The following is a 25,007-nucleotide window of genomic DNA, read 5'->3' as shown; positions in this document are numbered from 1 at the left end:
CGACTTGTGAAATCAAGCGATGCCGCGCCGGAGCGAGACCCGGAATTCCGGTGCCGCGATCTCAGTCGGGGCGAGCGCAAGCGCGGTTCCTGACAGGCCGGCCACGGCCGCGACGCCGAATTCGGTGACGACACGGGTGACCTGCGAGGCGGTCGCTGCACCGCGGATCATGGCCGTCTCGAACGCGATCGACATCTCCAATCGCAGTCGCCGCAGCGTCGGCGAGGAGCTCACCGCCGCCGCTACGACGTCAAGCGCTCGGCCCAGACATTCCTTTCGCCGCCCTGCATGCGATCGGGATCGTCGACGGCTTGTGCTCGGGCGGAGCCGACCCCCCAGCGCGACGGCATGGCGATCTCGGTTTGAGGCTCGGCAGCCGTTACGGGGGTAGTCGGTGTTCGCCGAGCGTGTAGGATCGCGGCGGGCTGGAGACGTTTGATGTTCCTGAGCGTGTTCGACGTCTTCAAGATCGGGATCGGCCCGTCATCATCGCATACGATGGGGCCGATGACGGCTGCAGGGCATTTCCTGGACCTGCTGCGCCAGCATCCGTCCCGTCATGAGGCGGTGGCGGTCGGCGCGACCCTTTACGGCTCGCTCGCCTTCACCGGTAAGGGCCATGCCACGGATCGCGCCGTGGCGCTCGGGCTGCTCGGCTGGACGCCGGCCGAGCTCGATCCCGACGAGGCCGAACGCCAGCTCGATGCGCTCGGGACGACGCATCTGCTTCGGCTCGACGGCCTGCCGCCGCTCGCCTTCGATCCCACCACCGATATCGTCTTCAACTATGGGCCGCCCTTGCCGGGCCACGCCAACGGCCTCGTCTTCTGCGCCCGCGGTGCTACCGGCGCGGAGCTCCTGTCGGAGACCTACTATTCGATCGGAGGCGGCTTCGTGGTGACGGCGCAGGAGCGCGAGGCGCCGCCAGCCGCCGCCGCGGCGTCGTCCTGGCCCTATCCGTTCGCGACTGCGGCGACGATGCTGCGCATGGCGCGTGAGAGCGGACTGTCGATCGCGCAGATGAAGCGCGCCAACGAAGTCCACCGCCAATCGCCGGACGAGGTTGATCGCGGTCTGGCCCGTCTTTGGTCGGTGATGAACGGCTGCATCGAGCGCGGCCTAGGCCAGGAGGGCGAATTGCCCGGCGGTTTACGCGTGCGCCGCCGGGCGGCGACGATCCATCGCCAGCTCGAGGCCGAGCGGCTGGCCAATCGCTCCCAACCGCACGCCTCGACGGACTGGCTCAGCGTCTACGCCATGGCGGTGAACGAGGAGAACGCCGCCGGCGGCCGGGTGGTGACCTCGCCGACAAACGGGGCTGCCGGTGTGGTGCCTGCGGTGCTGCGCTATTATCTCGACCATTGCATCGGGGCGGAGCCCGAGAAAGTCGCCGATTTCCTGCTGACGGCCGCGGCGATCGGCGGCCTGATCAAGCACAATGCCTCGATCTCAGGTGCCGAGGCCGGCTGCCAGGGCGAGGTCGGCTCGGCCGCCGCGATGGCTGCGGCCGGGCTCTGCGCGGTGCTGGGTGGCTCGCCCGAGCAGGTCGAGAACGCCGCCGAGATCGCCTTGGAACACCATCTCGGTATGACCTGCGATCCCGCGGCAGGTCTCGTCCAGGTACCTTGCATCGAGCGCAACGGCATCGGCGCGATCAAGGCGGTCGCGGCCGCATCGCTTGCTTTGCGCGGCGACGGCTCGCATTTCATGCCGCTCGACAACTGCATCGAGGCCATGCGCCAGACCGGCGAAGCGATGAACGAGCGCTTCAAGGAAACCAGCCTTGGTGGCCTCGCGGTCAATCTGCCGGAGTGCTGAGCCCGACGTCTTCTGTACGATAGCCCCCAGCGAACCTTCAATGGACGCTGGCGAGGCCAATAAGGACCTGGTTGCATGATCGTGGATGATTTCCGTTCGGATACCGTGACGCGCCCCGGGCCGGGCATGCGGGCCGCCATGGCGGCAGCCGAGGTCGGCGACGCCGTCTATGACGACGACGCGACCACGAAGCGGCTGGAGGCGATGAGCGCCGAGCGACTGGGCAAGGAAGCCGGCCTCTTTTTCCCCACAGGCACGCAGGCCAATCTCGCCGCGCTGATGGCCCATTGCGGCCGCGGCGAGGAGTATCTCGTCGGCCAGATGGCCCATACCTATCGCCTGGAAGGAGGCGGCGCGGCTGTGCTGGGCTCGATTCAGCCGCAGCCTTTGCCCAACGAGCCGGACGGAACCATCGCGCTGGGCGCGATCGCCAATGCGATCAAGCCGGACGACTTTCATTTCGCGATCACGCGGCTGCTCGCGCTGGAGAACACCTTCAACGGCCTTCCCCTGCCCGATGCCTATCTGGAGGCCGCGACCGGGCTCGCCCGCTCGCGCGGTCTTGCCACCCATCTCGACGGCGCCCGGTTGATGAACGCCGCCGCAGCGGGCAACCGGGACGCAGCCTGGATCGCCGGGCGGTTCGACACGGTGTCACTGTGCCTGTCCAAGGGACTGGGTGCCCCGATCGGCTCCGTTCTCGTCGGCCCCAGGGAGTTCATCGAGAAGACACGGCGCATCCGGAAGATGCTGGGCGGCGGCATGCGTCAGACCGGCGTGATCGCCGCGGCTGCGATCTACGCGCTGGAGCACAATGTCGCCAGGCTCGGCGAAGATCACCGGCGTGCCGCGGCGCTGTCGGAGGTACTGATGCGCCATCCGGAGCTCGGCGCCGGACCCGCGCGCACGAACATGGTGTTCATGACACCCAAGGAGCTCGACACCGCCGCCTTCACCAGATTCTTGCGCGAGCGCGGTATCGCTGTCAGCGGGCGCTATGGCACACTGCGCTGGGTCACCCATCTCGACGTGGACGATGCAGCCCTCGGGCGCGTCGCCGAGGCCTGCGAGGCTTTCTTTGACAGGCGGGATGTGGGTGCCGCATCCGCAACTCTTTCGCTCTTGTGATGCGCCAGGAGCGGATACTGGCAGGTCGCCTAGAACCGGACAGTCATGAGATCATGGCGAATGGCCATGCTCGATCGACGATCTATATCGCTGGGCATGGGCCGAAACAGTCAGCCGGGCCGTGCCAGCGCCCTTGAAGGACCCTTGGAGGGTCGCAATCTCCGGCAGCCGGCTCGCGAATGCTGTCGGGATCAGGCACTGTCCCGTTGCTGATGGGGCGAGCGGGTCGAGCATGCGCCATTGCGCCCCCTCCCAGATCGCGATCCAGGCGTGACGCCGAACCGGGCGCATATCGCCTGATGGGCCGGAGAGGCGGTAGCCGCCGACGAAGCGAGCGGGGATGTTCCGAGCGCGGATGATCTCGACGGCGAGGCGCGCGATTGCTTCGCAGGAGCCTATCCGTCGCTGCGCGATCTCCTGCAAGGCTTGCCGCTGGCGATGCGGTTCGTCGCTGTAACGCCAGGATTGGCGGAGGTCGGCCAAGGCCTGGCGCCAAGGCGTCGAGGCCGTCGTATCCAACAGCCCTTCCAAGACAAGGTCTGCGGCGGTCGGCGCGAGGGCCGGCAAGGCCGCATCAGGGTCGACCGGATGGTCGAAGCTGGCATTGAGGCGCAGGCGGAGGGCCGGCCCGGCGAGCCTCAGCCTGTCGACGACGCTGCCGTTCCCATCGACCTCCGCCGGATCGAAGCGGCCCTCCGGCTCGCTGGCGAGATGGATGGACGGCAGACCCGTGTCGGTCGCGAGCAGCGGCCGTACCCGAAGCTGGATATCGAGATCATGCGCGGGCTGATCGAAGGCGTAGGCGAGATCGAGGGTCAGTTGCGCCCGCTCGGCTGGCAGGCGAGTTTCCGACGTCATGCGTCCGCCTCGACGGCAAGATGCATGCGCAGGAGATGCTCGAGTTCCGCGCGCGATGCGGTCGCATCCAGTGCTTGTTTCGCTCGCCAGGCCATCAGCGACGGATAGAATCGCGTTCGCCCGCCCTCTTCCTGCCAGATCCAGTGTGGCGCGCGCGGCAGGAGCGCGATGCCGGGGCGGCCGAGCGCGCCGGCAAGATGCAAGGCAAGACAATCCGGCGCCAGCACGAGATCGAGCGCAGCGATGACGGCGGCAAGGTCCTCCGGGCCGGCGATGCGATGGCCGGCATCGATCACGTCAGGCGCATGGGCGAGCGCGTCCCGCGCTGCGCCCGTCGCCAGGCTCACCACCGTGCCGAGCGGCCTGGCGGCTGCCAGAAGGTCATCAAGCCCTATTCCCCGGAGATGCGCCGACCAGACGATCCCGATGCGCGGGCCCGGCAGCGCCGCGACCGCATCCTTCCAGCGCCTGGCGTGGCCGGGCTCGAGGGTGATGTAGGGCGCCGCCATCGCGAGCGTGTCGGCATCGGCGCGCAGATGCGCCATCGCCTCGGCGAGAACGAGCGGCTGCATGGCGTCGGCTCGACCCGCTTCCGAAAGAGCGGGTGCGAGCGGCGCCAGCAGCGGATGGAGGGCCGGCGGGGCCAGCAGCGGTAGCTCCCGGCCGGCCTGCGCTGCCAGCTTCGGCAGCAGACGAAGCGCGAAGACGACCTCGCCGAGGGACATGTCCGGTGGAATGAGCACCGCGTCGATCCCAGGGTGAGGCTCCGGCAGGTTGCCATAGGCTTCGCCGAAGCGGCCGAGCGCGAACAGGCAAGCGTGCCGCAACGGGCGAGCCTCGGGAAGCTGCAGCGCCACGGCGCGCTCGCTCGCCAGCAGCGCATCGCCGAAGCGTCCTGCGCCGGCGAGCGTCCGCGCCAAGGCGAGCAGAGCCAAGCCGTTCCCGGGTTCGCGGGCAGCCGCAGCCAGCTCGGCAAAGGCTTGCCGGACGGTTGCAGCGTCCGTCGCGATCAGCGCCTGCAGCTCCAGCGCGGGCAGGTAGCCGGGTGCGAGGGCCAGCGCCCGCCGCAGCAACTCGCCCGAACGTCCGGGATCGCGGACGACGAGGAGCCGCGCCAGGGTGGTGATGTGCACCGGATCCGACGGCACGCAGAGATAGGCGCGCTCGGCGCAGTCGAGCGCTGCAGCTTCGTCGCCGAGCGAGGCATGGGCTTCCGCGAGGTTGTGCCAGGCCTCGACGCAGGCCTCATCCAGGGCGACGGCCTCCTCGAAGCAGGCGACGGCGAGCGGCCGGTCTGAGGCGGCGAGTGCGCAAAGGCCGCGCAGCAGCCAGGCGCGCGGCCGTTCGGGATCGCATTCCAGCGCCCGCTGCGCCTCGTTGGCCGCGTCCGAGGGGCGCCGTTGTGCCAGAAGAAGCTCGGCCCGGCGTTCCCTGATGCCGGCATGGCGAGGAGCGAGGCGGACCGCTTCGTCGAGGCAGAGCTCGGCGTCGTCGATGCGGTCACATTCGGCGTGCAGGGCAGCGAGATTGGCGAGGATTTCGGGCTCGCCCGGCAGCAAGCGCGCCGCGGCGCCGATCAGCCTTTCCGCCATCGCTGTGTCGCGCCTCAGCAGCGCGACGCCGCCGAGCCCGTTCAGCACCCAGGGATCGTCCGGCCGGGCCGCGAGCGCCTCGCGCAGGATCGCCTCGGCCTCGTCGGTGCGGCCTTCGGACAGGCGCATCAGCCCGGCCCGCACTCTGGTCGCATGGCTGGTGGCGGCTGAAGGCGCGCTCATCCGATCGTCACGCGCTTGGCGTCGAGGCGGATATCGTCGCGCGCCAGATGCGTCTCGACGGCAGCGCTCACGGTAGTGAGCTCGGTCTGCGAGACATGCGTGCCGATACGCTCAGCGTCGATGCCGGCGATCGCGGTGTTGCGCTCTTGCGAGGTCACCTCGATGCGCTGCGCCACGGTCGACTGGCAGCCGACGACTGTGGTCAGGGCATCGCCGACGATGGAGGCCAGCCGCGAGATTTGCGTCAGCACGTCGGTGACCAGATGGAAGCGCCGGCTGGTCACTGCTACTTCCGGCGCGTCGAGCCCGAGCCGGGCCGTGGCGTTGAGGGCGATGCTCGGCGCCGCGATGGCGAGGTTGGCAGCCCGGTCCGGCAAGGCGAGCGTCGCATCGCCCAGGCCAGTGCGGGTCAATACGGCGAGGATGAAGACACGCCGGCCGGAGACGACGATGAGCACCTCGTCCTCGGGCTGCGGCTGGATCAGGCACGACACGGCGCGCGAGGCTTCGCGCGTCCCCGCCTCGTCCTGCACCAGGCAGCGTTCTCCGGTGACGGCGAGCACGCGCGCAGAAGTCAGCCGATCCGCCTCCTGGAAAGGTGTGGAACTCGCGCCGGCGGACGCCTCGACGATGGCGAAGGGGCTGTGCAAGGCTCGATTCATGACCGAAGAAGCAGTCCGGTTTTGACATCGACGTCCTTGCCGCCGATCTCGACTGTGCTTTTCCCCAGCACGACCGCCTTGAGATAGGCGTTCATATCGGCGTTCTTCACTTCCAGACCGAACTTCTTGCCGTCGATGCCGACCCATTTGAAGTCCAGGCCGTTGACGTATTTGAAGTCCGAGCCGAGCACCGCCTTCGTGTCGAAGCCGACCACGGCCTTGAAGGCGACGCCGATGATGATGTTCATGTCGATGGCGAGATTGATCTTGAGGTCGATCGCGGCGTTGAGGCGGAACTCGACGCCCATGGCGAGCGTCAGCGTCGCCGCCATGGTCAGGTTGATGCGCGCTGCCAGGTTGGTCGAGGTCTGGTCGCCGAGGAAATAGCTGGTCGACACGCCGAAGAACTTCTTCTCCTCGTAGCCGTGGAACTCCGTATATTTCTCGCCGTAGAACCACTCCTTGGCCGTGCCATAGGTCTTCTTCTCGGAGGTGGAATAGAGCCATTCCGAGAGCGGCCCCTTGGCCTCGTTCTTCACATAGCCATAAGCCAGCAGGGAGATGTTGGCCGGCGCGTCTGGCGTGCCGGCGGTGATCGAGACGCCGGAGAGCGCGTTGACGGCGAAGACGCCGGCGGGCGCGGTGAACTTGATGTCGCCGTCGGAGACGTTGGTGGTCTGGCCCTTGACGATGTCGACCAGCATGCCGCCGCCGACGCTGAGGTTGACGTCCGAGTCGGTCTTGCCGAGGAAGCCGTCGCCGGACGAGGTCGTCGTCGTCGCCTTGGTCGAGATGGTCATCAGTTCCATCTGGCCGGCCTTGTTCTTCACGAACTTGTCGCCGCGCTTCAGATAGCCCTGCTTGACGCTGCCATCGGCATTGGTCGCGTCGCTCTCTTTGGCGGCATTGGCCGTCTCGGCGACGGCGACATAGGGGTTCTTGCCGCTGAGCAGGGAGGCCAGCGACAGGTCCGGGCTAGGCTCGGTCTTGGTCGTGTTGGAGGCGGTGCTCTTCGACAGCGTGAGCTCGGGCATCATCGTGCCCTCCTCGCCCTCGACATAGGCGCCGAGGCGCAGATAGGTGCCGCTGCCGAATTCGTCTGGCTTCAGCGGCACGTCGATGCGGGTATATGGCCGGCCGGCCGAAGCCTCGCCTTCGGTGACCGAGGCATCTTCGTAGTGCGGCACTGGCGGCAATGGCCTCGGCTCGTCGTCGATGACAGCCGGACCGGCATGCTGCGCCGGGCGCGCCTCGCGACCCAGTACGGCGAGGATGTGCCATTCCTCGCCGCCGGCCCAGGCGAGAACCTGGTCGCCGACCTGCGGCGCGAGCGGGCAGGAGAGGGCGACGCTGGCCGGCACCTCGCTAGTCTCGGTTCGCAGAAGCAGCTGGTCGCCGGCGCGGGCGACCACGGTCGCCGGGCGCAAAGCCGGCATGACGCCGGAGGGCGGGATCGAGGTGGTCGCGGCGGGCATCATCGGTGCTCTCCCGTGGGATCAGAAATGCGGCCGGTGTTCAGGACAGACAGATCGTGGTGACCTGGCTGGGGGCGAGCGTCACGCCGACGATGTTCGGGCTCATGCCGTTCTGCATGGTCGGGTTGAGCATCTTCGTGGCGGGCGGGCCGCCGAGGAACATCGTCACCGAGCCCATCGCATGCCTAACCGGGCCCATGACGAAGCCGGAGGCGACGCCGAGCAGGACGCCGGGCTGGTCGCCGAGGCTCAGCGGCTTGGTGGTCAGCAGGTTGTGCGCGGGCATGCAGGTCAGGAAGGTGGTGAGCTGCGTCGGGATCGCCGTCGGCGCCAGCGCAATGTTGGGGTAGGGCACCGGGATCGGTACGACGGCCGGAGTTAGGCAGACATCCGGGAAGGCGAAGTCCGGGGCGGGGATCGGCCCGGAGGAGTTGACGAAGACCATCGCGCCTCTCCTCAGGCCAGGGCTGCGACACGCGCGGGATCGTAGAGATCGGCGACGGCACGCTGTGGGTCGGTCGGAAGGGTCGAGCCCGTCGCATGCTGGAACAGCGCGCCCTCGGCCGAGACGGCGTGAAGGCTGGTGCGATGAAAGCGCGCCGCAATGAAGGAGGCGCCGTCGAGCCGGGCGTAGGGGAACTGCGCATGGTCGAGCAAGGCGCGCTCGAAGCGGGCGGCGCTACAGTCGGTGCGTTCGAACAGGGCGTTGCTCAACCTTGCGTCCGAAAGGTCGGCGCCGGCGAGCTTCGCCTCGCTGAAATTCGCGCTGGTGAGATCGGCTCCGACCAGCTTCGCCGCTGTGAGATCGGCGCCGACCATCAGCGCCATCGGCAGCCTCGCCCCGGAGAGGTCTGCGCCCGAGAGATCGGCTTCCAGGAAGAGGCTCTGGGAGAGGTCGATGCCGGCGAGGTTGCAGCCGGAGAGGCGCGCCTTCATCAGATTGAGGCGCGACAGCCTGATCTTGCGCAGGTCACGACCCGACAGATCCGCCTCCATGGCGAACATCGTGTCGATGTCGGCGCCATCGAGAATGGCGGTCCGCAGATCGCCCTTGACCAGCGTCAGGCCGCGGATCGTCGCATCCGATAGGTCGACGCTCGCGAGGGTGCATTCGACCAGCGCGACCGTCGTCAATTCGACCCCGGCGAAGCAGGATCGGGAGAGATCGACCCGCGCGAAGCTCGTGCTTGCGAGTTTCGCGCCGGTGAAATCAGCCTCGGTCGCGTCGGTTTCGGCAAACTGGCAATGAAGCAGCGTCGCGCGGGCGAAGGATGCGGCGATCAGCCCGGTGCGAGGCCATTGCACCGTGTCGAAGCCCGCGCCGCTGAAATCCGCCCGCTCGAAACGGCACTGGACGAGCTGGCATCGCTTCAGCTGCGCCTCGCGAAAATGGGCACCGGAGAAGTCGCAGCCGATAAGGATCGCGCCATCCAGCGTTATGCCGCCGAAATCCGCTCCGGCGAAGGAGGCGCCCTCGACCGGCAGGCCGAGCTCGACGCGCTCAAGCAGATCCTCAGGGCGCATCGGCGGGCATCCCGAACAGGGTCTTGTCGAGCAGCGCCTGCGTCAGGTCGGCGCCGACGAGCGAGGCATCCGAGAGGTCGCAGCCATAGAGATTGGCCCGCAGCAGCCGGGCGCCGTCGAGATGGGCGCGGCGCGCCTGGGCATTGAACAGATTGGCGCCGAAGAGATCGGCCCGCAGCAGGATTGCCTTGCCAAGCGAGGCCTGCTTGAGCGAGGCGAGGGCAAGATCGGCCTCGCTCAGATCGGCCTCGCCGAAATCGACCCGGTTGAAGCTCGCCCGTGCGAAGCTGGCACGGATCAGCCTGGCGCCACGGAAGGAGCCGTTCATGCCGACGGCGCCGTCGAAACGCGCGCCGGCGAGATCGCAGCCGGCATGGAAGCCGCTCTGCTGCAGATGCGCCCCGGAAAAATCGGCGCCGGGCGCCTTCAGTTTAACCGCCGAGAGCTTGAACGCCTTGAGCCTGCGGGCATCGAGGCTCTTCGCCTTGACCTCAATCAGCGCGCAGCTCTCCATGATCGCATCGGCGAGGACGACCCGCGTCATGTCGGAGCGCAGGATCGTGACCCGGTCGAGCTTGGCACCGGCGAAGGAGACGTCCGACAGATCGGTTTCGATGAAATTGGCCTCTTCGAGCGTCGCGCCGGCTAAATCGCATTGCGACAACTGGCTCTTCAGCCATTGCGCCCGGCGCAGGTCCGCTCCGGCGAAGCGGGCGCCACGGGCGTCGGCAGCGCCGAGATTGGCCTCCAGCAGGCTGGCCTGCGAAAAATCCGCTCCGCGCAGATCGGCACCGGCGAAGACCGCGCTGGTGCAATTGGCGCCGTGGAAGCGCGCACCGCGCAGATCGCACTGCTCGAAGAAGGCGCCGCTCAGGTCGAGCCCGCTGAAGTCCTGGCCGGAGAGATCAGCGCCGGCCATGTCTCGGCCGGCGAGGCCGTCCGCTTTCGCTGCCATGATCGCCTGGCCGAAACGCTGCGCCGGGTCCGGCGGCAATGGCGTGATCGGATGAATCGGCTCCGGGGCGAGCCGGCGCATCGTCGCCATGGCCTCGCCGAGCTGCGGCTCGAGCTGGTCGAGCTGTGCACTCGCGCGGGCGAGCTGCGTCTTCGGATCGGCCGGCTCTTTGGCGTCCGGCAGGATGTCGCCCGCCAGCAGCGAGCCGAGGAGATCGTCGAGCGATTGCCCCGGTGGTGCGAGCTCAGGGAAGGCTCGTCTCAGCTTGTCGCCGGCCGCGTCAGCCTCGGCAGGCAAAGAGATCGTCGGCCGCTCCACTTTGCTGATCGTCGCGACGTCCGGGACGAGATCGTCGCTCTGAGCCGCCTGCGCGCCTGCGAGGCCGTCGCGTGCGGCAGCAAGCAGCGTTGCACCTGGCCCGCTTTGGAAGCGCTGCAGCGCATCGCGCAGCGCCGCTTCCGGATCGACCGTGCTCGCCGGCAGTTTGAAGTCAGGCGGCAACGCGGTTGCGGCGAGGTTGGGCTGCTCCGGCAGGTCGAGCTCGGCCAGCAGCGCGTCGAGTTCGCCGAAATCTCCGGTCTGGCGGAAGCGATCGCCACGGTTCGCCGCGGCATGGGCCTGGGCTCCCAGCTCGCGGCCGCGTTCGTCCATCTGCGCCTGGAGCTGCTGCGTGCCTTCGAACAGCGTGGCGAAATCGATCTCACCGCTGGCGATCTCCTCCGGCGAGGGCATCCACGCGGGAGGCGGCTCGGCGGGCGGCAGGTCCGGCATGAAGGCGGCGGGCAGTCCGGCCCTGTCGAGTGCGTCGCGCAGGACGAGCCGCTGCGCCTTCTCGGTCCGCTCGCGCTGGCGTTCGTGATGGGCCATGCGGGCGATCCGGCGCCGCTCGACCGCGGCGGGATCCGGAAGAGGCGACAGGGCGCCGTCGGCGAGCGGGTATTTCAGCTTCTCGGCCGGATCGCTGCGCAGCCGGAAGGCCTCGGCATAGTGCTCGGCCGGGCGCGGCTCGTCGGCGAGGCGCTCATAGGCGAGCATGACATGGCTGACGTCGTCCCCGTCGATATCGGCGACCGGGCAGGCGCCGCGATAGATCAGCACGCCCTTATGGGCGCTGGGGAAGAGCCAGGCGGTATCGAGGACGTTCGGCAGCTCGAAGAGCCCGTCGACGCGCGCAATGAAGATGCGCACGCGCATGCCCGGCAGGGCGCCCTCGATCACCGGATGCTCAGCCGAGAAGCCAACGAGCCGGTAAGGTTCCTGCCCGGAGAAGTAGCCTTCGATGCGCTGGTCCGGCGTCGCGACGCAGAACAGGCGCGGATCGGCGTCGGGGGCGAGTCCCGGAAAGCCGTGCTTCAGCCAGCGCTCGTCATAGGTGCCGGCCAGTGCCCGCCGGGAGGGATGCGCCGGATCGATCGGTCCGAGACGGATCGGCTCGGGCGCGTCCTCGGCGTTGCGGATCAACCGGTCGGCGCGCTCGATGTTCGGCAAGAGGACGATCTCGCCGGCATCGACGCGGCGGGCCGCCTCCATCCCCCGCCCAAGCGGATTGTCCGGATGATTCGGGCCGCCGAAGCAGCGCTCCGGGACGAGCGGCATCTCGGTGAACGGCCTGGGCTGCTCGAAGACCGGCCCTCCGGCGGTCTGGCGCCAGACGCGGTCGCCGAACACCGCGAGTCGCTTGCGGACCGCGCCGAGCGCAATCTCGAGCGAAAGCGCCGGAACCGGTTCGCCCCCCGCGGTACGGGCGAAGCCGGCGACGAGGACCTCGCCGCAGGGCTTGGGCATCGCGGCGTCGAAGATCGTGCCGGCCGGCATCTGCTCCATCGCCGTCGGCCAGAGCGCGGTGTCGGGCTCGAAATCGCCGGGCTCGAGCAGCGAGAACAGTCCGAGCGCCGAGACGACGAGCGTCGCCGAACTGCCGCGGCGCTTGACCTTGGTCAGGATGCCGAGCTTTCGTGGTTTGATGATCGTCGGCATGAAGCTGTCTTGGTGGCTCGCAGGTGACGCTAGGGCGGGTAGACGACAGGCTGACGACGCTGTTCAGGGTTCGCGGGTGATCAGGATCTCGACGCGCCGGTTGCGGGCCCGGCCCTCGATGCTGCCATTGTCGGCGATCGCCTCGGACGAGCCGCGGCCGTCGACCGCAAGACGCCCGCCTTCGCGCAGGGCCGGCCGGATCAGGGCCGCGACCGCCTCCGCCCGCGCGATCGAGAGCGCCTGGTTGTCGCGGAAGGGGCCGCCGGCCGTGACCGCCTGGTCGTCTGTGTGGCCGACGATGCGCACCGGGCCGTTCTCGCCGTCGATCACGCCGGCGATGCGGCGCGCCACCGGCACGAAGCCGGGCAGGGCGGTCGCCTGTCCCGAGGCGAAGGTGATGAGGTTGCCGACCCTGATCGCGACCCAGCCGCCGAACGGATCGACCGTGATCGAGCCGGCCTTGATCTCCTCGGCCAGCGCCGCCCGGATGCGTTCGAGCTGGCCGGGGCGTGGCGCAGGGGCCGGAGCGGGCTGCGCCACGACTGGCTGGGCGGGCTTGGGCGCAGGCAGCAGCCAAGGCAACAACATGGCGAGCACCGCCAGCACGGCGATGATCGCGGCGCTGTAGAGGCCGATCTGGACGAATTTCGATCTGACCTGCGTGCTCGCCGCCATTGCTCCCCCCGAGCCGAGGCGACAGAACACGATGCCGGTGACGACAGGACGATGACGGCCCGGTTATTGTGAGGACGCAGCGGCATTGAATCTGCCTATATTTGAAAAGACGTATAGTGAAGTAATTAGCCGACATATTGAAACAATACTGTCAGAATTCCGCTCTAGACGTGCCGGGGTGATTTCCCGGCCGCTGACGAGAGACCGTCCGTGACGAAGGTCCTGGGCGATGAGACGCCTGCGCGCTTGAACGGAGAGGCCGAGGCGTCTCCGATCGCCGAGCCGTGTGCGACAGGTGCTATGGCCTTCTCGTCGGTGCTGCCTGCGGTCTTCGTCATCGCAGGCGTCGTCTGCCTGTTCGCAGCCGGCTCGCTGCTGCTGCGGCAAGGGCTTCGCCCCGCGGAGTTCCGCATCGCCCAGCCCGCCAGCCATGCCGAGCGGGAGGCGGGCTTTGCGCTCTATCGCGCCAATTGCGCGGGCTGCCACGGCGCCTTTCTCAGCGGTGCGGCCGGATGGCGCGGCGATCCGCAGGCGGCACCGGCGCTGAACGAGAGCGGCCACGCGACCAATCACAGCGACGCCGATCTGTTCTTCCGCGTCTCGGCCGGAGCGCGCACGGCCGATGGCCGCATCGCCATGCCGGCCTTCCGCGGCACCCTGTCGGAACAGGAGATCGTCTCCGTGCTGGCCTATGTCATGTCCTGGTGGCCGGATGAAGAGCTCAAGCGGCGGGCCGGTGCCGACTGGACCTTCCAGGCCGTGTGCACGCCGGCCGAGGCGCAGGTTTCCGCGAAGGCCGGGCTTTGACGCGATCCTCTCCTCCAGCGATAGGCGCCCGGCTCCGGCGACGAAGGGTCCGGCTCGCGCATCTTGTCGCGTCGGCTGCCCTCTGCGTATCGACGGGGACCGCGCAGGCGCATGTCAAATGGTTCGCGCCCTATAATGTCGCCGTTCCGCCCGCCGCGCTCTGGGACGTGTTCTCGGTCCCTTTCGTGATCGCCCTGTCGCTGTCGATCCTGCTGATCGCGATCGTTTTCGTGGCCGATCGCGCGATGAGTGCCGCAGGGGTCGAGGATGCCGTCGATGCGCTGTTCGAGCCCCTGAAGGGCACGGGCCCCGACATCATGCGCGTCAGCCTCGGCGCCTTCCTGCTCTGCCTCTGGCTGCTCGGCGGCATCCTGCTCACCCCCGAATTGAAGACCGAGAGCCAGGCCGTCTCCTGGTTCCAGCTCCTCCTCGCCATCTGCACGCTCTGGTGGCGGACGGTCTTCATCGCCGGCTTCGGGATCGTCGCGCTCTACAGTCTGGCGGTCGCGCAATATGGCGGCTTCCATCTGATGGACTATCCGCTCTTTCTCGGCATCGCCGCCTATCTGATCATCCATTCGCTGCGGCTGGCGCGGCTCCAGCCCTACGCCCTGTCGATTCTCTATGCCGCCATGGCGCAGACCCTGCTCTGGGCGTCGGTGGAAAAATGGGCCTATGCGTCGTGGACGCTGCCGCTGCTCGCCCAGCACGAGCGCATCACGCTCGGCATCAACCATCACATCTATGTCATGCTGGCGGGTTTCGTAGAGTTCGTCGCCGCCTTCCTGCTCCTGTTCGGCATGCTCAGCCAGCGCCTGGTCGCCGCAATGCTCCTCGGCATCTTCGTCGCCGCCATCATCGACTTCGGCAAGGTCGACGCCGTCGGCCATCTGATGATCATCGCCTCGCTTGGCGTCGCCGTGATCGAGGGCAACACGCTGGTCAACCGCGCGGTTCAAAGCGGCATCCGCTCCTATCGTATCGGCGGGCTGGAGCAGGCAGCGACCTATGTCGGCGTCCTCCTGCTCTTCTTCCTGATGTATTACGGCGCACACGGTCTGGCCTATGGCAGTCTGGCATAGATCGATGGCGCGACCGGGTCCCGGCAGGGAGGAGCCCTGTTCGCGCCTGCGCGGCTGGCGGCTGCTGGCCGGCGTCGCGATGGTGCTGCTAGCGGGCTGCTCGACCATCGAGCCGCTGATCGAGAGCCCGGCGAGCCTCGATGGTGAAGGCGGCGCTCTGACGAGCGAGCAGGCAGAGCAGAAGGCAAGGGCAGCCGCGCGCCCGCTCGACCATGCGAGCTTGCGCGCCAAATATCGGCGGCCAGCCGAATTGCCCGATGGCGCACGCGCCTCCGCGCCGGTGGTCGCGCTCGGCCACAAGCTCTTTCACAGCACCGAATTGTCCGGCAATCGTCGCATCGCCTGCGTCACCTGCCATCTGCCGAATGCCGCCTGGGCCGATCGCAAGGCCAAGCCGATCGCCGACAATGGCCGGCCGATGGCGCGGCGCTCGCAGACACTCTACGACATGGCCTGGGCGAGTGCCTTCCTCTGGGACGGCCGGCAGGATTCCCTCGCTGGAATGGTGAGCGGGCCAATCGCCTCGCCCGACATCATGGGCCTGTCGCTCGATGCGATGGTGCAGCGCCTCGCTTTCTCACCGGAGTTCTCGGCTGATTTCGAGCGCGTCTATGCGGGCGTCGGGCCGACGCCGGAGACGGTCTCCGACGCGCTGGCCGGCTATATGAACACGCTGCGCTCGCCGGCGACCCGCTTCGACCGCTGGGTCAAGGGCGATGAGCGGGCGCTGACGCCGGCGGAATTGCGCGGTTTCAAGCTGTTCAACGGCAAGGCCAATTGCGTCGCCTGCCATTCCGGCTGGCGTTTCACCGACGAGGGTTTTCGCGATATCGGCCTGAAAGACACCAGCGATCGCGGTCGCGGCTGGATCAAGCCGCAGATCGAGAGCCTCGCCTTCGCCTTCAAGACGCCGACCCTGCGCGGCGTCGCCGAGCGCGCGCCCTATATGCATGACGGCTCGATCGCCACGCTGGAGGCCGTGATCGAACATTACGATCGCGGTGGCGTGCGCCGCCCGAGCCTGTCGCCCGACATGTTCCCGCTTGGGCTCGCCGCGCAGGAAAAGAGCGATCTCATCGCCTTCATGCGCTCGCTCTCGGGCCCCGCGACATCCGCCCAGACCCAAGCCGATCCGGAGGCCATGGCCCAATGAAGCACGTCCCCGTCATCCTTCTCGCGCTGGCTTGCGCCGGTGCCGTGTCGACCCTGGCAGAGGCGACAGAATTCCGGATCACCCAGAAAGGCCAGCAGTTCAATCCGCGCGTGCTGACGATCAAGGCCGGCGATGAGGTCGTCTTCGTCAACGACGACACCGGCACGCACAATGTCTTCTCCGAGAGCGCTGCGAACAGCTTCGATCTCAAGGCGCAGCGCCCGGGCGCCAGCACCCGGGTCGCCTTTCCGAAGGCCGGCAAGGTCGATGTCCGCTGTGCCATCCATCCTTCGATGCGGATGACGATCGAGGTCGAGTAGCCCGGCCGCTCGCGGGTGGCGCGCAACTGTCACATGCCCATGCTCCGATGCGTCGTCTCGCTGCGTCCCGGCGAGCGGCATGAGGCCCGAGCGTTGAAGATGACCGTCAAACGCAAACTCTACGGGCTCGCCGCGCTCGGCATCCTGATTGCGGCGATCGTCGCCGCGGCGGCGGTCTACGGCGTTGCGGCCATGTCGAGCGCCAGCCATTCGATCTTCAACAATGCGCTGCTCGTCAACAAGAACATCTCGACCTTGGTCGTGCTGTTCGAGCAGAGCCGGACCTTCGTGCGCGGCATCAGCGCCAGTACCAGCAAGGACGAGATCGCCAGGGCCGACGCCGCCTTCAACGTCATCGACCAGAAGCTCGCCGACACCAGTATCGACGTGTTCCGCTCGATCACCAATGAGGGCGTCCGCGAAGCGGTCACTTCCTTCATCGCCGCGCTCGACCAGTCACGCCGGGTCGCGACCGAGATCTTCGAATCCTGGAAGGCCGGCGACGCGGAAAAGGCGGCCCGGCTCTACGATGAGGACGGCCGCAACGAAGCGGCAATGCGCGAGTCTCTGTCGACATTGACCGCCTTCCTCGACCGGCTCGCCGACGAGGAGCTGAACGCCCTGGAGGAGACGCAGCGCACGACAACGCTGGTCGCCATCGCGGTTGCGGCGGCGGTGCCGTTCCTGATCGTCATCGCCTTCCTGGTCGCGCGCCAGATCGCGATGCCGATCGCGGCGCTGACCTTCGCGGCGCGCGATGTCGAACGCCGCAAGTTCGAGCCGAGCTCGATCGAGGCCGTCGCCGGCCAGCGCAACGAGCTCGGCTCGCTCGCCCGCGTCTTCCAGAAGATGGCGGTCGACGTGCAGCGGCGCGAGGAGGAGCTCGAAGGGCTCGTCCACGAGCGCACACGCGACCTCGAAACCAAGAACGAACTGCTGGAAAAGCAGCACAAGCGGATGGAGACCGAGCTCGACATCGCCCGCTCCTTGCAGGGCGCGATGCTGCCGCAGCGCATGCCGAAGCATCCGAGCTATTCCGGCCGGGCGATCATGCGGCCGGCGCGCGAGCTGGGCGGCGATTTCTACGATTTCTTCGTGATCGGCGAGGACGAGATCGGCCTCGTCATCGCCGACGTCTCCGGCAAGGGCGTGCCGGCGGCCTTCTTCATGGCGATCTCGCGCACGGTGTTTCAGTCGAGCGCCCGCGAGGGCCGCTCGGCCGGCGATTGCCTTGCCGAGACCAATTCGATCCTGTGCGAGCAGAACCCGCTCGATATGTTCGTCACGGTCTTCTACGGCATCCTCAACCTGCGCACCGGCGAGCTGAGCTACGCCAATGGCGGGCACAATCCGCCAATCATCGTGCGCGAGAATGGCGAGGTCGCCGAATTGCCCATCACCGGTGGCATCGCCATGGGCATCATGCCCGGCTTCTCCTACGATCAGGGCAGCCTCAGGCTGGACAAGGGCGACACACTCTTCCTCTATACCGACGGCATCTCCGAGGCGATGGACACTGAGGGTCGCGAGTTCACCGTCGATCGCCTGGTCGCCTCGCTGAGCGAGAGCCATCGCCAGTCGCTCGACATCGTCGTCTCCAACGTCACCGACGCCGTCAGCCGTTTCGTCGGCGATGCCCCTCAGCATGACGACATCACCTATCTCGTCGTCCGCTATAAGGGTCCGCCGGAGCCGATCGAGCTCGAAACGATCAAGCGGGTCGAAGATGCCGGCACGCTATGGGCAATGAAAGCCGTCTAATCTTGAGCCGGCTTCGTCTTTTCTGCGTTTGGGCAAGTCGTGGCGGCCCGCTGATCGGTTTCAGACGCCATAGTCGCTCGGTCATATCAAAGTCATCGAAGCTTCAATAACGATCGTCATCAACGTCAACGGGGCCAAATACACAATGGTCGCCGCTGCGAGCGTCGATGTCAGAGTCCAGTTCCATCTTTTTCGATCCGCGGATCGCGAGCGGCGCATCGCCCGTGTCCGAGGCGGCGCCTGCCGGCTCGGAGCCGCGCAGCTCGGCCGAATTCGAGGAGCTGGAGAGCGAGGTCCGCAAGCTCGAGACCGATGGCCCGCTCGCGGTGAATTGGCGCGAGGTCGCGCGGCTGTCGACGGCCGTGATCGAGACCCGCGGCAAGGACCTGCTCGTCGGCGCCTGGCTGGCGCATGCGCTCTGCCGCGAGGAGCGCTATCACGGCCTCGCCGTCGGGCTCGGCATCCTGCGCGGGATGATCGCCGCCCATTGGGACGCCATGCAGCCGCCAGCCGCCCGCGAGCGGGCTCGTGTCGGCGCCCTGGAATGGCTGGTCGGCCGCACCGCCCCGCTCTGCGAAGGCGAAGCCGCGGAGGGCGACTGGCCGGCTGTGCTCTACGCCTATGACGCGCTGACCGAGATCGACACGCTCGCCGGCGAGAAATTGCGCAAGGAGCAGGTCGCGCTCGGCGATCTCGTGCGTGCGCTGCGACCGCATCGCGACGCCGCCCGCCGCGCCTTGGCCGAGGCGGAGCAGCAGCGCAAAAACGCCGAGGCGGAAGCTGCCGTGCGGGCCGAGCAGGAGGCGCAGGCCGCCACGCGCGCGGCCGAAGCGCCCATCGCGACTCCGGCCGCTGCGCCGGCATCTCCCACCCCGACACCAGCCGCGGCGCCGACACCCGCTGCGATGCCGGCGCTCGACCTCTCGATGATCGACACCCTGCCCGAGACGCTGCGCAGCCTCTCGGCGGGGCTGATTGGCCGCAGCAGCGCGGATGCGCGCGCCTATCTCTTGTCGCGCGTCGCCTCCTGGTGGCGCATCCGGCAATTGCCGCCCAACGAGGGCGGCCGCACCGGCGCAATGCCGCCGGTCGAGGAGGCGGCTGCCGTTCAGGCGCAGCGCCAGGCGGGCCAGAACCAGGATGCGTTGAAGGCGCTGAACGAGCTGGTCTGGACCGCCCCGTTCTGGTTCGAGGGCCATCGCCTCACCGCCGAAATCCTGAAGGGCATGGGCCCGGATCACGCCGATGCGGCCGCTGCCGTCGGCGGGGCGATGAACATGTTGTTCCGGCGCTTCCCCGATCTGATGAATTTCAGCTTCGGCGACGGCAAGCCTTTCGTCGATCCGGCGACTCGCGACTGGATCGAGGAGAGTGGCGGCGGAGGTGGCACTGCTTCAGGCGATGCCGACGGGCTCGACCGGGCGCTCGGCGAGGCGCGGATGCTGACCGCCGCCGGCAAGGCGCCGGAAGCGGTCGATCTCTTGGCCGCACTGACCCGCGGCGAGATCGGCGGGCGCAATCGCGTCCTGCGCCAGATCGCCCAGGCGCGCTTCTGCCTCGATGCCGGTCTGATCGCCGCGGCCCTGCCGTTGCTCGACCATCTCGAGAACCTGCTCAAGACGCACGACCTCGAGAACTGGGAGCCGCAGCTCGCCGCTCAGGTGGCGGAACTGCGCTTCCGGGCGCTCACCCATGCCGACGCCGCCCGCCTCGTCGCCGAGGACCGCCGCCGCATCGGCCTCGACGAGACGCGCCAGCGCCTCGTCCGGCTCGACCTTGCCACCGCCGCGCGCCTGTTCCGGTGACCGGCTCCATCCGAAGACCAAGTTTCACCACGCTGGGGAGCATGTCATGTCGAAGGAAGTCTCGGTCGCTCCGAAGGAGCGCGTCAACATCAAGTTCAAGCCTGCTACCGGCAATGTGAAGGAAGAGGTCGAGCTGCCGCTGAAGCTCCTGATGGTCGGCGACTTCACCGGCCGCGCCGACGACCGCCCGGTGGAAGAGCGCTCACTTGCCGACATCAACAAGGACAATTTCGACGACGTGCTGAAGGGCCATGAGCTCAAGCTCGACATCGCCGTCGCCAACAAGCTCGACGAAGCCGCCGACGCGCCCGATGTCCGCGCCTCGCTCTCCTTCAACAAGCTAAAGGATTTCGAGCCGGATTCGGTCGCGCGCCAGGTGCCGGAATTGCGCAAGCTGATGGAGCTGCGCGAGGCGCTGGTCGCGATGAAGGGCCCGCTCGGCAACGTCCCGGCCTTCCGCAAGGCGATCCAGGGCGTGCTCGAGGACGATGCCGCCCGCGAGAAGCTGCTGCGCGAGCTGACCGGCTCGACCGACGGCAAGACCCCCTGATCAAGTCAGCCCGACAGGACCCGCAACCATGAGCAATCAGCAACTCGAGGTCGCCCAGGACGCTTCGGTCGTCACGACCGAATTGTCGCTGCTCGATCAGATTCTCGGCGAGACCAAGATCCAGCCGAACGACGAGGGCTATGACGTCGCCCGCCGCGGCGTCGCCGCCTTCATCTCCGAACTGATGCTGCCGGCGCGCAAGGACGAGAAGGTCAACAACGCCGTCATCGACCAGATGATCGCCGCGATCGACGGAAAGCTCTCGGCCCAGCTCGACGAGATCCTGCACGACGAGTCGTTCCAGAAGCTGGAATCGGCCTGGCGCGGCCTGAAATTCGTCGTCGACCGCACCGATTTCCGCCAGAATATCCGCATCGAGCTGCTCAACTGTTCGAAGGACGAACTCCTGGCCGATTTCGAGGACAGCCCGGAAGTCGTCAAGTCTGGCCTCTACAAGCACATCTACTCGGCCGAGTTCGGCCAGTTCGGCGGCAAGCCCTATGGCGCGGTGATCTCCAATTACGAGTTCTCCGCCGGCCCGCAGGACGTGAAGCTGATGCAGTTCATGTCGAGCGTCGGCGCGATCTCGCATGCGCCGATCATTGCCTCGGCCGGGCCGCAGATGTTCGGCGTCGAGAAATACGAGGACATCGCCAACCTCAAGGATCTCGAATCGATCTTCGAGGGGCCGCGCTATGCCAAGTGGAACGCCTTCCGCGAGAGCGAGGACGCCCGCTATCTCGGCCTGACGGTGCCGCGCTTCCTGCTGCGTATTCCCTACGGCGCGGACACGGTCCCGGTGAAGGCCTTCAACTACGAGGAGAAGAGCGCCGGCGAGACCGACAATTATCTGTGGGGCAACGCCGCCTACACCTTCGCGACGCGCCTGACCGAGTCCTTCGCGCAGTATCGCTGGTGCCCGAATATCATCGGCCCGCAATCGGGCGGCGCGGTCGAGAATCTGCCGGTCCATAATTTCGAATCGATGGGCCAGCTCCAGTCCAAGGTCCCGACCGAGGTGCTGGTGACCGACCGGCGCGAATACGAGCTGGCCGAGCAGGGCTTCATCGCGCTGACCATGCGCAAGGGCAGCGACAACGCCGCCTTCTTCTCGGCGAACTCGGTGCAGAAGCCGAAATATTTCGGGAACACGCCGGAGGCCAAGCAGGCGGAGCTCAACTACAAGCTCGGCACGCAGCTCCCCTACATGTTCATGATCAACCGCCTGGCGCACTACATCAAAGTGCTGCAGCGCGAGAACATCGGCTCCTGGAAGAGCCGCGAGGAGCTCCAGGAAGAGCTCGGCAAGTGGATCAGCCAGTATGTCGCCGACCAGGACAATCCTTCGCCGGAGGTCCGGGCGCGCCGGCCGCTGCGCAAGGCCGAGATCCGGGTCGAGGACGTCGAGGGCGAGCCGGGCTGGTACCGCGTCGCCATGTCGGTGGTGCCGCACTTCAAGTATATGGGCGCCGACTTCACGCTCTCGCTGAAGGGCAAGCTCGACAAGCAGTGACGCATTCTGCTCCGCCCCGCTTCCGATCGGAGGCGGGGCGGCTGCTATCGACGAGAAATCCGTGGCGAGCCTGTTCGAACGATTGGAAACCGCGCGCGAGCCCGGCGCCGGCTCGCCGGATGCAACGCCGGCCCTGAGCCTGTCCGACAGCGTGCTGGCCAATGTCAGGCGCATCCTGAACGCGCGCCAGGGCTGCTGCGAGACGCGGCCGGATTTCGGTATGCCCGATCTCAACGACATCTCGCGTGAGGCTTCGGAGACCATTCCGGCGATCGCGCGGACGGTGAAGGCCCAGCTCGAGACCTTCGAGCCGCGCCTGCGCGAGGTGCTGGTCAAGCCGATGCCGACCGAGGCGCCCGGCGAGTTCGCCTTCTCGGTCAGCGCCATCCTGATCGACGGCGAGAACGGCGAGGCGATGCGTTTCGACACCGTGCTCGGCAACGACCGGCAGATGCGGCTGCGGAGCTAGAACCGATGTCGTTGAACGCCCATTACGAGGATGAACTTTCCTATCTGCGCGAGCTCGGCCAGGAGTTCGCCCGGGCCAATCCCAAGCTCGCCGGCTTCCTGTCGCGCGAGGCGAGCGATCCCGATGTCGAGCGCCTGCTGGAGGGCTTCGCCTTCACGGTCGCGCGCCTGCGCCAGAAGCTCGAAGACGAAATGCCGGAGCTCGTCCACGGGCTGATCCGGCTGGTCTGGCCGCATTATCTGCGCCCGATCCCGCCGATGAGCGTCGTCGCCTTCGAAGCGGCCGCCGGCGGCGGGCCGGGCGTAACACGGGTGCCGGCGGGCATCGCCTTGGCCTCGCGGCCGGTCGACGGCGTCTCCTGCCGCTTCCGCACCTGCTATCCGGTCGAGGTGCTGCCTTTCTCGATCACGCGCACGGAGAGCGAGAACCGGCCGACCACGGCGCGCCTCGCGCTGACCTTGCAGGCGGCCGGGCGCGGCACGCTGCAGGGCCTGCAAGGCGGGCGCCTCAGACTGTTCTTCAACACCGAGCGTGAGCCGCAGGTCGGGCGCACGCTGCTGCTCTGGCTCTCGCGCCATCTGCGCTCGATCAGCGTGACCAGCGATGCCGGCGAGAGCGTTTCCCTGCCGGTGAGCGTGATCCGCCCGGTCGGCTTCGAGGACGGGGAGGGCGTCCTGCCCTATCCCTCGAACGCCTTCATCGGTTTCCGGCATGTGCAGGAATACCTCGCCTTCCCAGCCAAGTTCCTGTTCGTCGACGTCACCGGGCTGGAAGCGCTGGCGGGCTTGTCGGGCAAGGCTGCGACCTTCGCCTTCGAGTTTTCGCGGCCCTTTCCGGATCAGGTTCGGGTGGCGGAGGGCCATGTCCGGCTGAACTGCACGCCGGTGGTCAACCTCTTCGCCCATGAGGCGCACCCTCTGCGCATCGACCGCTCGCGCAGCGAATATCGCGTCGTCGCCGGTGGCCGGGCCGGGGCGGCGATCTACGCGATCGACAAGGTCACCGGCTATCTGCAGGGCCGGGCCGAACGCATCGTCTACGAGCCCTTCGAAGCCTTCCGGCATGACCTGCCGGGCGAAGCGGAGAGCAAGCTGTACTATCGCGAGCGCCTGCGCCCAGCCGTGGTCGGCCGCGGCGTCGACCATTACCTCTCCTTCGTCTCGCGGCTGGAGAGGACCTCGGCCCCGCCGGCCGAGGTGATCTCGATCGGCCTGACCTGCTCGAACGGCGCTCTCGCCGAGCGGCTGCCTGTCGGCGCGATCGACCAGCCGACCTCTGAGACGCCGGCGACCGTCAGCTTCACCAACGTCATGGGCGTGACGCCGCATACGCCGCCGCCGATCGGCGAGAACCTGCTCTGGCGCCTGATCTCGAACCTGTCGCGCAATTACGGCTCCCTCGTCGACGTCGGGGCGCTGCGGACACTGATCGCCAGCTACGACTTCTGCGCCGTGCATGATGCGCAGGCGCGCCGCCGACTGGAACTGCTGCTGGAAGGGCTGGAGGCGTTCGAGAGCGGCGTCGAGGACGGCGTGCTGCGCGGCCAGCCGGTCCGCATCCGCACGATCAGGCTCGCCGTGGCCGAGAGCAAGATCGGTGGCGAGGCCGAACTCTATCTGTTCGGAGCGGTGCTGGAGCGCTTCTTTGCGGTCTATGCCAGCCTCAACAGCCTGCACCGTTTTGCCATCCAGGGCGCCGAGAGCAAGGTGCAGTACAAATGGACGCCGCGAGCCGGCACGACGAGCGCGACCTGAGCGCCGTCGCGGCGCTCGACGCTGCGACGGTCCAGTTCAATGCCCTCTGCCTTCAGCTGGAAGAGGCCTTCCCGCAGCCGGGCGGCATCGGCTCGTCCGGCTCGCCGCGGCGCGAGGCCGTGCGCTTCCGCGCCAATCCGACGCTCGGCTTCCCGGCCGAGGAGGTCGCGGCGATCGAATTGCCGGCGCGCGCCGGCGAGCCCATCACCGTCACCGCCAATCACTTCGGCTTGCACGGCCCGTCCTCGCCTTTGCCGCCGGCCTTCACCGAGCGGATCGTCTTCGCCGAGGATGGCGGGGCGCTGCGCGACTTCTCCGACTTCTTCAACCATCGCCTGCTCGGGCTGCTTTTCCGGATCTGGAAACACTACCGCCATCAGCACCGCTACGAGCCGGGAGCGACCGATCCGATCTCCGGCGCGGTCGCCGCGCTCTTCGGCATGTTCGGCGTGGCACAGGAGGGCGACCGGCCGGCGCGAACGCTGCTGCTGCCCTATGCCGGGGTGCTGGCCTTGCACAGTCGCTCGGCCTCGGTGGTGGCCGGCGTGGTGAGCCATTATTTCGGCGTGCCCTGCGCGATCGAGGAATTCGTGCCGCGCGAGATCCGCATCCCGGAGGAGGCGCAGTGGCGCCTTGGCGCTCCCGGCATCGAGCTTGGCGTCGATACGGTCGCCGGCGAAGCCATGCGCGACGTCATGGGCAAGTTCCGCCTGCGCCTCGGGCCGCTGACCGCGGCGCAATGCGACCGGCTGCTGCCGAGCGGGCGCGATCACGCCACGTTGACCGAGCTGATCCGCCTCTCGATCCGCGAGCCGCTAGACTGGGATATCGCCTTCCTGCTGGCGCCGGGGGAGGCACGCCCCTTCCAGTTGGGCGAGACCAGGCTCGGCTGGTCGGGCTGGCTCGACGCCGATCCGGCTGCCGCGGTCGAATTCGTCATCTGAGA

General features: G+C 67.8%; 22 protein-coding genes. 13 read left to right on the top strand and 9 right to left on the bottom strand.

Translation table 11 applies throughout. The features are described from left to right. Positions 1–12 precede the first annotated feature (12 nt). Complete coding sequence (locus BMZ69_RS20805) at positions 13–171, bottom strand: acetyl-CoA hydrolase/transferase C-terminal domain-containing protein (protein ID WP_175506910.1); 159 nt, start codon at positions 169–171, stop codon at positions 13–15. Positions 172–438: 267 nt separating this feature from the next. Here BMZ69_RS20805 and BMZ69_RS20800 point away from each other — a divergent pair, with 267 nt between their 5' ends. Both BMZ69_RS20800 and ltaE read left to right on the top strand, forming a co-directional pair. Then, positions 439–1,818 (top strand): L-serine ammonia-lyase, encoded by a 1,380-nt coding sequence (locus BMZ69_RS20800; RefSeq protein WP_092160259.1) that lies wholly within the window; start codon positions 439–441, stop codon positions 1,816–1,818. Between the two features lie 75 nt (positions 1,819–1,893). Further along, the gene (gene ltaE, locus BMZ69_RS20795; RefSeq protein ID WP_092160257.1) at positions 1,894–2,946 is read left to right on the top strand and encodes a low-specificity L-threonine aldolase; all 1,053 of its coding nucleotides are present in this window, start codon (positions 1,894–1,896) and stop codon (positions 2,944–2,946) included. Between the two features lie 51 nt (positions 2,947–2,997). Here ltaE and BMZ69_RS20790 read toward each other — a convergent pair whose 3' ends face one another. The 8 genes from BMZ69_RS20790 to BMZ69_RS20755 all read right to left on the bottom strand — a co-directional run bounded on the left by BMZ69_RS20790 (position 2,998) and on the right by BMZ69_RS20755 (position 12,847). Next, a complete protein-coding gene (locus tag BMZ69_RS20790) occupies positions 2,998–3,804 on the bottom strand; it encodes a transglutaminase-like domain-containing protein (RefSeq protein WP_092160255.1) in 807 nt (268 codons plus the stop codon). Beyond that, positions 3,801–5,579, bottom strand: coding sequence for a tetratricopeptide repeat protein (locus BMZ69_RS20785; RefSeq protein ID WP_092160253.1), 1,779 nt, complete (start codon positions 5,577–5,579; stop codon positions 3,801–3,803). Before BMZ69_RS20785 ends, BMZ69_RS20790 begins: the two co-directional genes overlap by 4 nt. Then, on the bottom strand, positions 5,576–6,229 hold the full coding sequence (locus tag BMZ69_RS31705; RefSeq protein ID WP_175506909.1) for a DUF3540 domain-containing protein: 654 nt from the start codon (positions 6,227–6,229) through the stop codon (positions 5,576–5,578). The genes BMZ69_RS20785 and BMZ69_RS31705 overlap by 4 nt, the downstream gene beginning before the upstream one ends. An 8-nt stretch (positions 6,230–6,237) precedes the next feature. Beyond that, positions 6,238–7,719 carry a DUF3540 domain-containing protein gene (locus tag BMZ69_RS20775; protein WP_092160251.1) on the bottom strand — a complete coding sequence of 494 codons (1,482 nt, stop codon included), beginning with the start codon at positions 7,717–7,719 and terminating at the stop codon, positions 6,238–6,240. Between the two features lie 37 nt (positions 7,720–7,756). Beyond that, a complete protein-coding gene (locus BMZ69_RS20770) occupies positions 7,757–8,161 on the bottom strand; it encodes a DUF4150 domain-containing protein (protein WP_092160249.1) in 405 nt (134 codons plus the stop codon). 11 nt (positions 8,162–8,172) lie between these two features. Then, complete coding sequence (locus BMZ69_RS20765; RefSeq protein WP_092160247.1) at positions 8,173–9,240, bottom strand: pentapeptide repeat-containing protein; 1,068 nt, start codon at positions 9,238–9,240, stop codon at positions 8,173–8,175. Further along, positions 9,230–12,172 carry a DUF2169 family type VI secretion system accessory protein gene (locus BMZ69_RS20760; RefSeq protein ID WP_092160245.1) on the bottom strand — a complete coding sequence of 981 codons (2,943 nt, stop codon included), beginning with the start codon at positions 12,170–12,172 and terminating at the stop codon, positions 9,230–9,232. The genes BMZ69_RS20765 and BMZ69_RS20760 overlap by 11 nt, the downstream gene beginning before the upstream one ends. A 63-nt stretch (positions 12,173–12,235) precedes the next feature. Continuing rightward, on the bottom strand, positions 12,236–12,847 hold the full coding sequence (locus BMZ69_RS20755; protein WP_092160243.1) for an OmpA family protein: 612 nt from the start codon (positions 12,845–12,847) through the stop codon (positions 12,236–12,238). 300 nt (positions 12,848–13,147) lie between these two features. On the opposite strand from BMZ69_RS20755, the gene BMZ69_RS20750 reads away from it, so the two are divergent. From BMZ69_RS20750 to tssG, 11 genes are all read left to right on the top strand, one after another. Continuing rightward, the gene (locus BMZ69_RS20750) at positions 13,148–13,654 is read left to right on the top strand and encodes a c-type cytochrome (protein WP_092160241.1); all 507 of its coding nucleotides are present in this window, start codon (positions 13,148–13,150) and stop codon (positions 13,652–13,654) included. Between the two features lie 167 nt (positions 13,655–13,821). Next, complete coding sequence (locus BMZ69_RS20745) at positions 13,822–14,736, top strand: hypothetical protein (protein WP_092160239.1); 915 nt, start codon at positions 13,822–13,824, stop codon at positions 14,734–14,736. 4 nt (positions 14,737–14,740) lie between these two features. Continuing rightward, positions 14,741–15,889 (top strand): cytochrome-c peroxidase, encoded by a 1,149-nt coding sequence (locus BMZ69_RS20740; RefSeq protein WP_175506908.1) that lies wholly within the window; start codon positions 14,741–14,743, stop codon positions 15,887–15,889. Next, the gene (locus BMZ69_RS20735) at positions 15,886–16,209 is read left to right on the top strand and encodes a cupredoxin domain-containing protein (protein WP_092160235.1); all 324 of its coding nucleotides are present in this window, start codon (positions 15,886–15,888) and stop codon (positions 16,207–16,209) included. The genes BMZ69_RS20740 and BMZ69_RS20735 overlap by 4 nt, the downstream gene beginning before the upstream one ends. A gap of 99 nt (positions 16,210–16,308) precedes the next feature. Next, on the top strand, positions 16,309–17,970 hold the full coding sequence (locus BMZ69_RS20730; protein WP_175506907.1) for a SpoIIE family protein phosphatase: 1,662 nt from the start codon (positions 16,309–16,311) through the stop codon (positions 17,968–17,970). A 167-nt stretch (positions 17,971–18,137) separates the two neighbouring features. Next, complete coding sequence (gene tssA, locus BMZ69_RS20725; protein WP_092160231.1) at positions 18,138–19,775, top strand: type VI secretion system protein TssA; 1,638 nt, start codon at positions 18,138–18,140, stop codon at positions 19,773–19,775. 46 nt (positions 19,776–19,821) lie between these two features. Continuing rightward, entirely contained in the window at positions 19,822–20,325 is a 504-nt protein-coding gene (gene tssB, locus BMZ69_RS20720) for a type VI secretion system contractile sheath small subunit (RefSeq protein ID WP_092160229.1), read from the top strand. A 28-nt stretch (positions 20,326–20,353) separates the two neighbouring features. Continuing rightward, complete coding sequence (gene tssC / locus BMZ69_RS20715) at positions 20,354–21,838, top strand: type VI secretion system contractile sheath large subunit (RefSeq protein WP_092160227.1); 1,485 nt, start codon at positions 20,354–20,356, stop codon at positions 21,836–21,838. 61 nt (positions 21,839–21,899) lie between these two features. Further along, complete coding sequence (gene tssE / locus BMZ69_RS20710) at positions 21,900–22,307, top strand: type VI secretion system baseplate subunit TssE (protein ID WP_175506905.1); 408 nt, start codon at positions 21,900–21,902, stop codon at positions 22,305–22,307. Positions 22,308–22,312: 5 nt separating this feature from the next. Further along, the gene (tssF, locus tag BMZ69_RS20705; RefSeq protein WP_092160222.1) at positions 22,313–24,061 is read left to right on the top strand and encodes a type VI secretion system baseplate subunit TssF; all 1,749 of its coding nucleotides are present in this window, start codon (positions 22,313–22,315) and stop codon (positions 24,059–24,061) included. Beyond that, positions 24,025–25,005: a type VI secretion system baseplate subunit TssG gene (gene tssG, locus BMZ69_RS20700; protein WP_092160219.1), complete on the top strand. Its 981-nt coding sequence runs from the start codon at positions 24,025–24,027 to the stop codon at positions 25,003–25,005. Before tssF ends, tssG begins: the two co-directional genes overlap by 37 nt. Positions 25,006–25,007 lie beyond the last annotated feature (2 nt).

The organism is Allobosea sp. CRIB-10 (assembly GCF_900112185.1).
Lineage (GTDB): Bacteria > Pseudomonadota > Alphaproteobacteria > Rhizobiales > Beijerinckiaceae > Allobosea.
The sequence above is the reverse complement of the archived record's forward strand: the minus strand, read 5'-3'. Positions and strand labels throughout refer to the sequence as shown.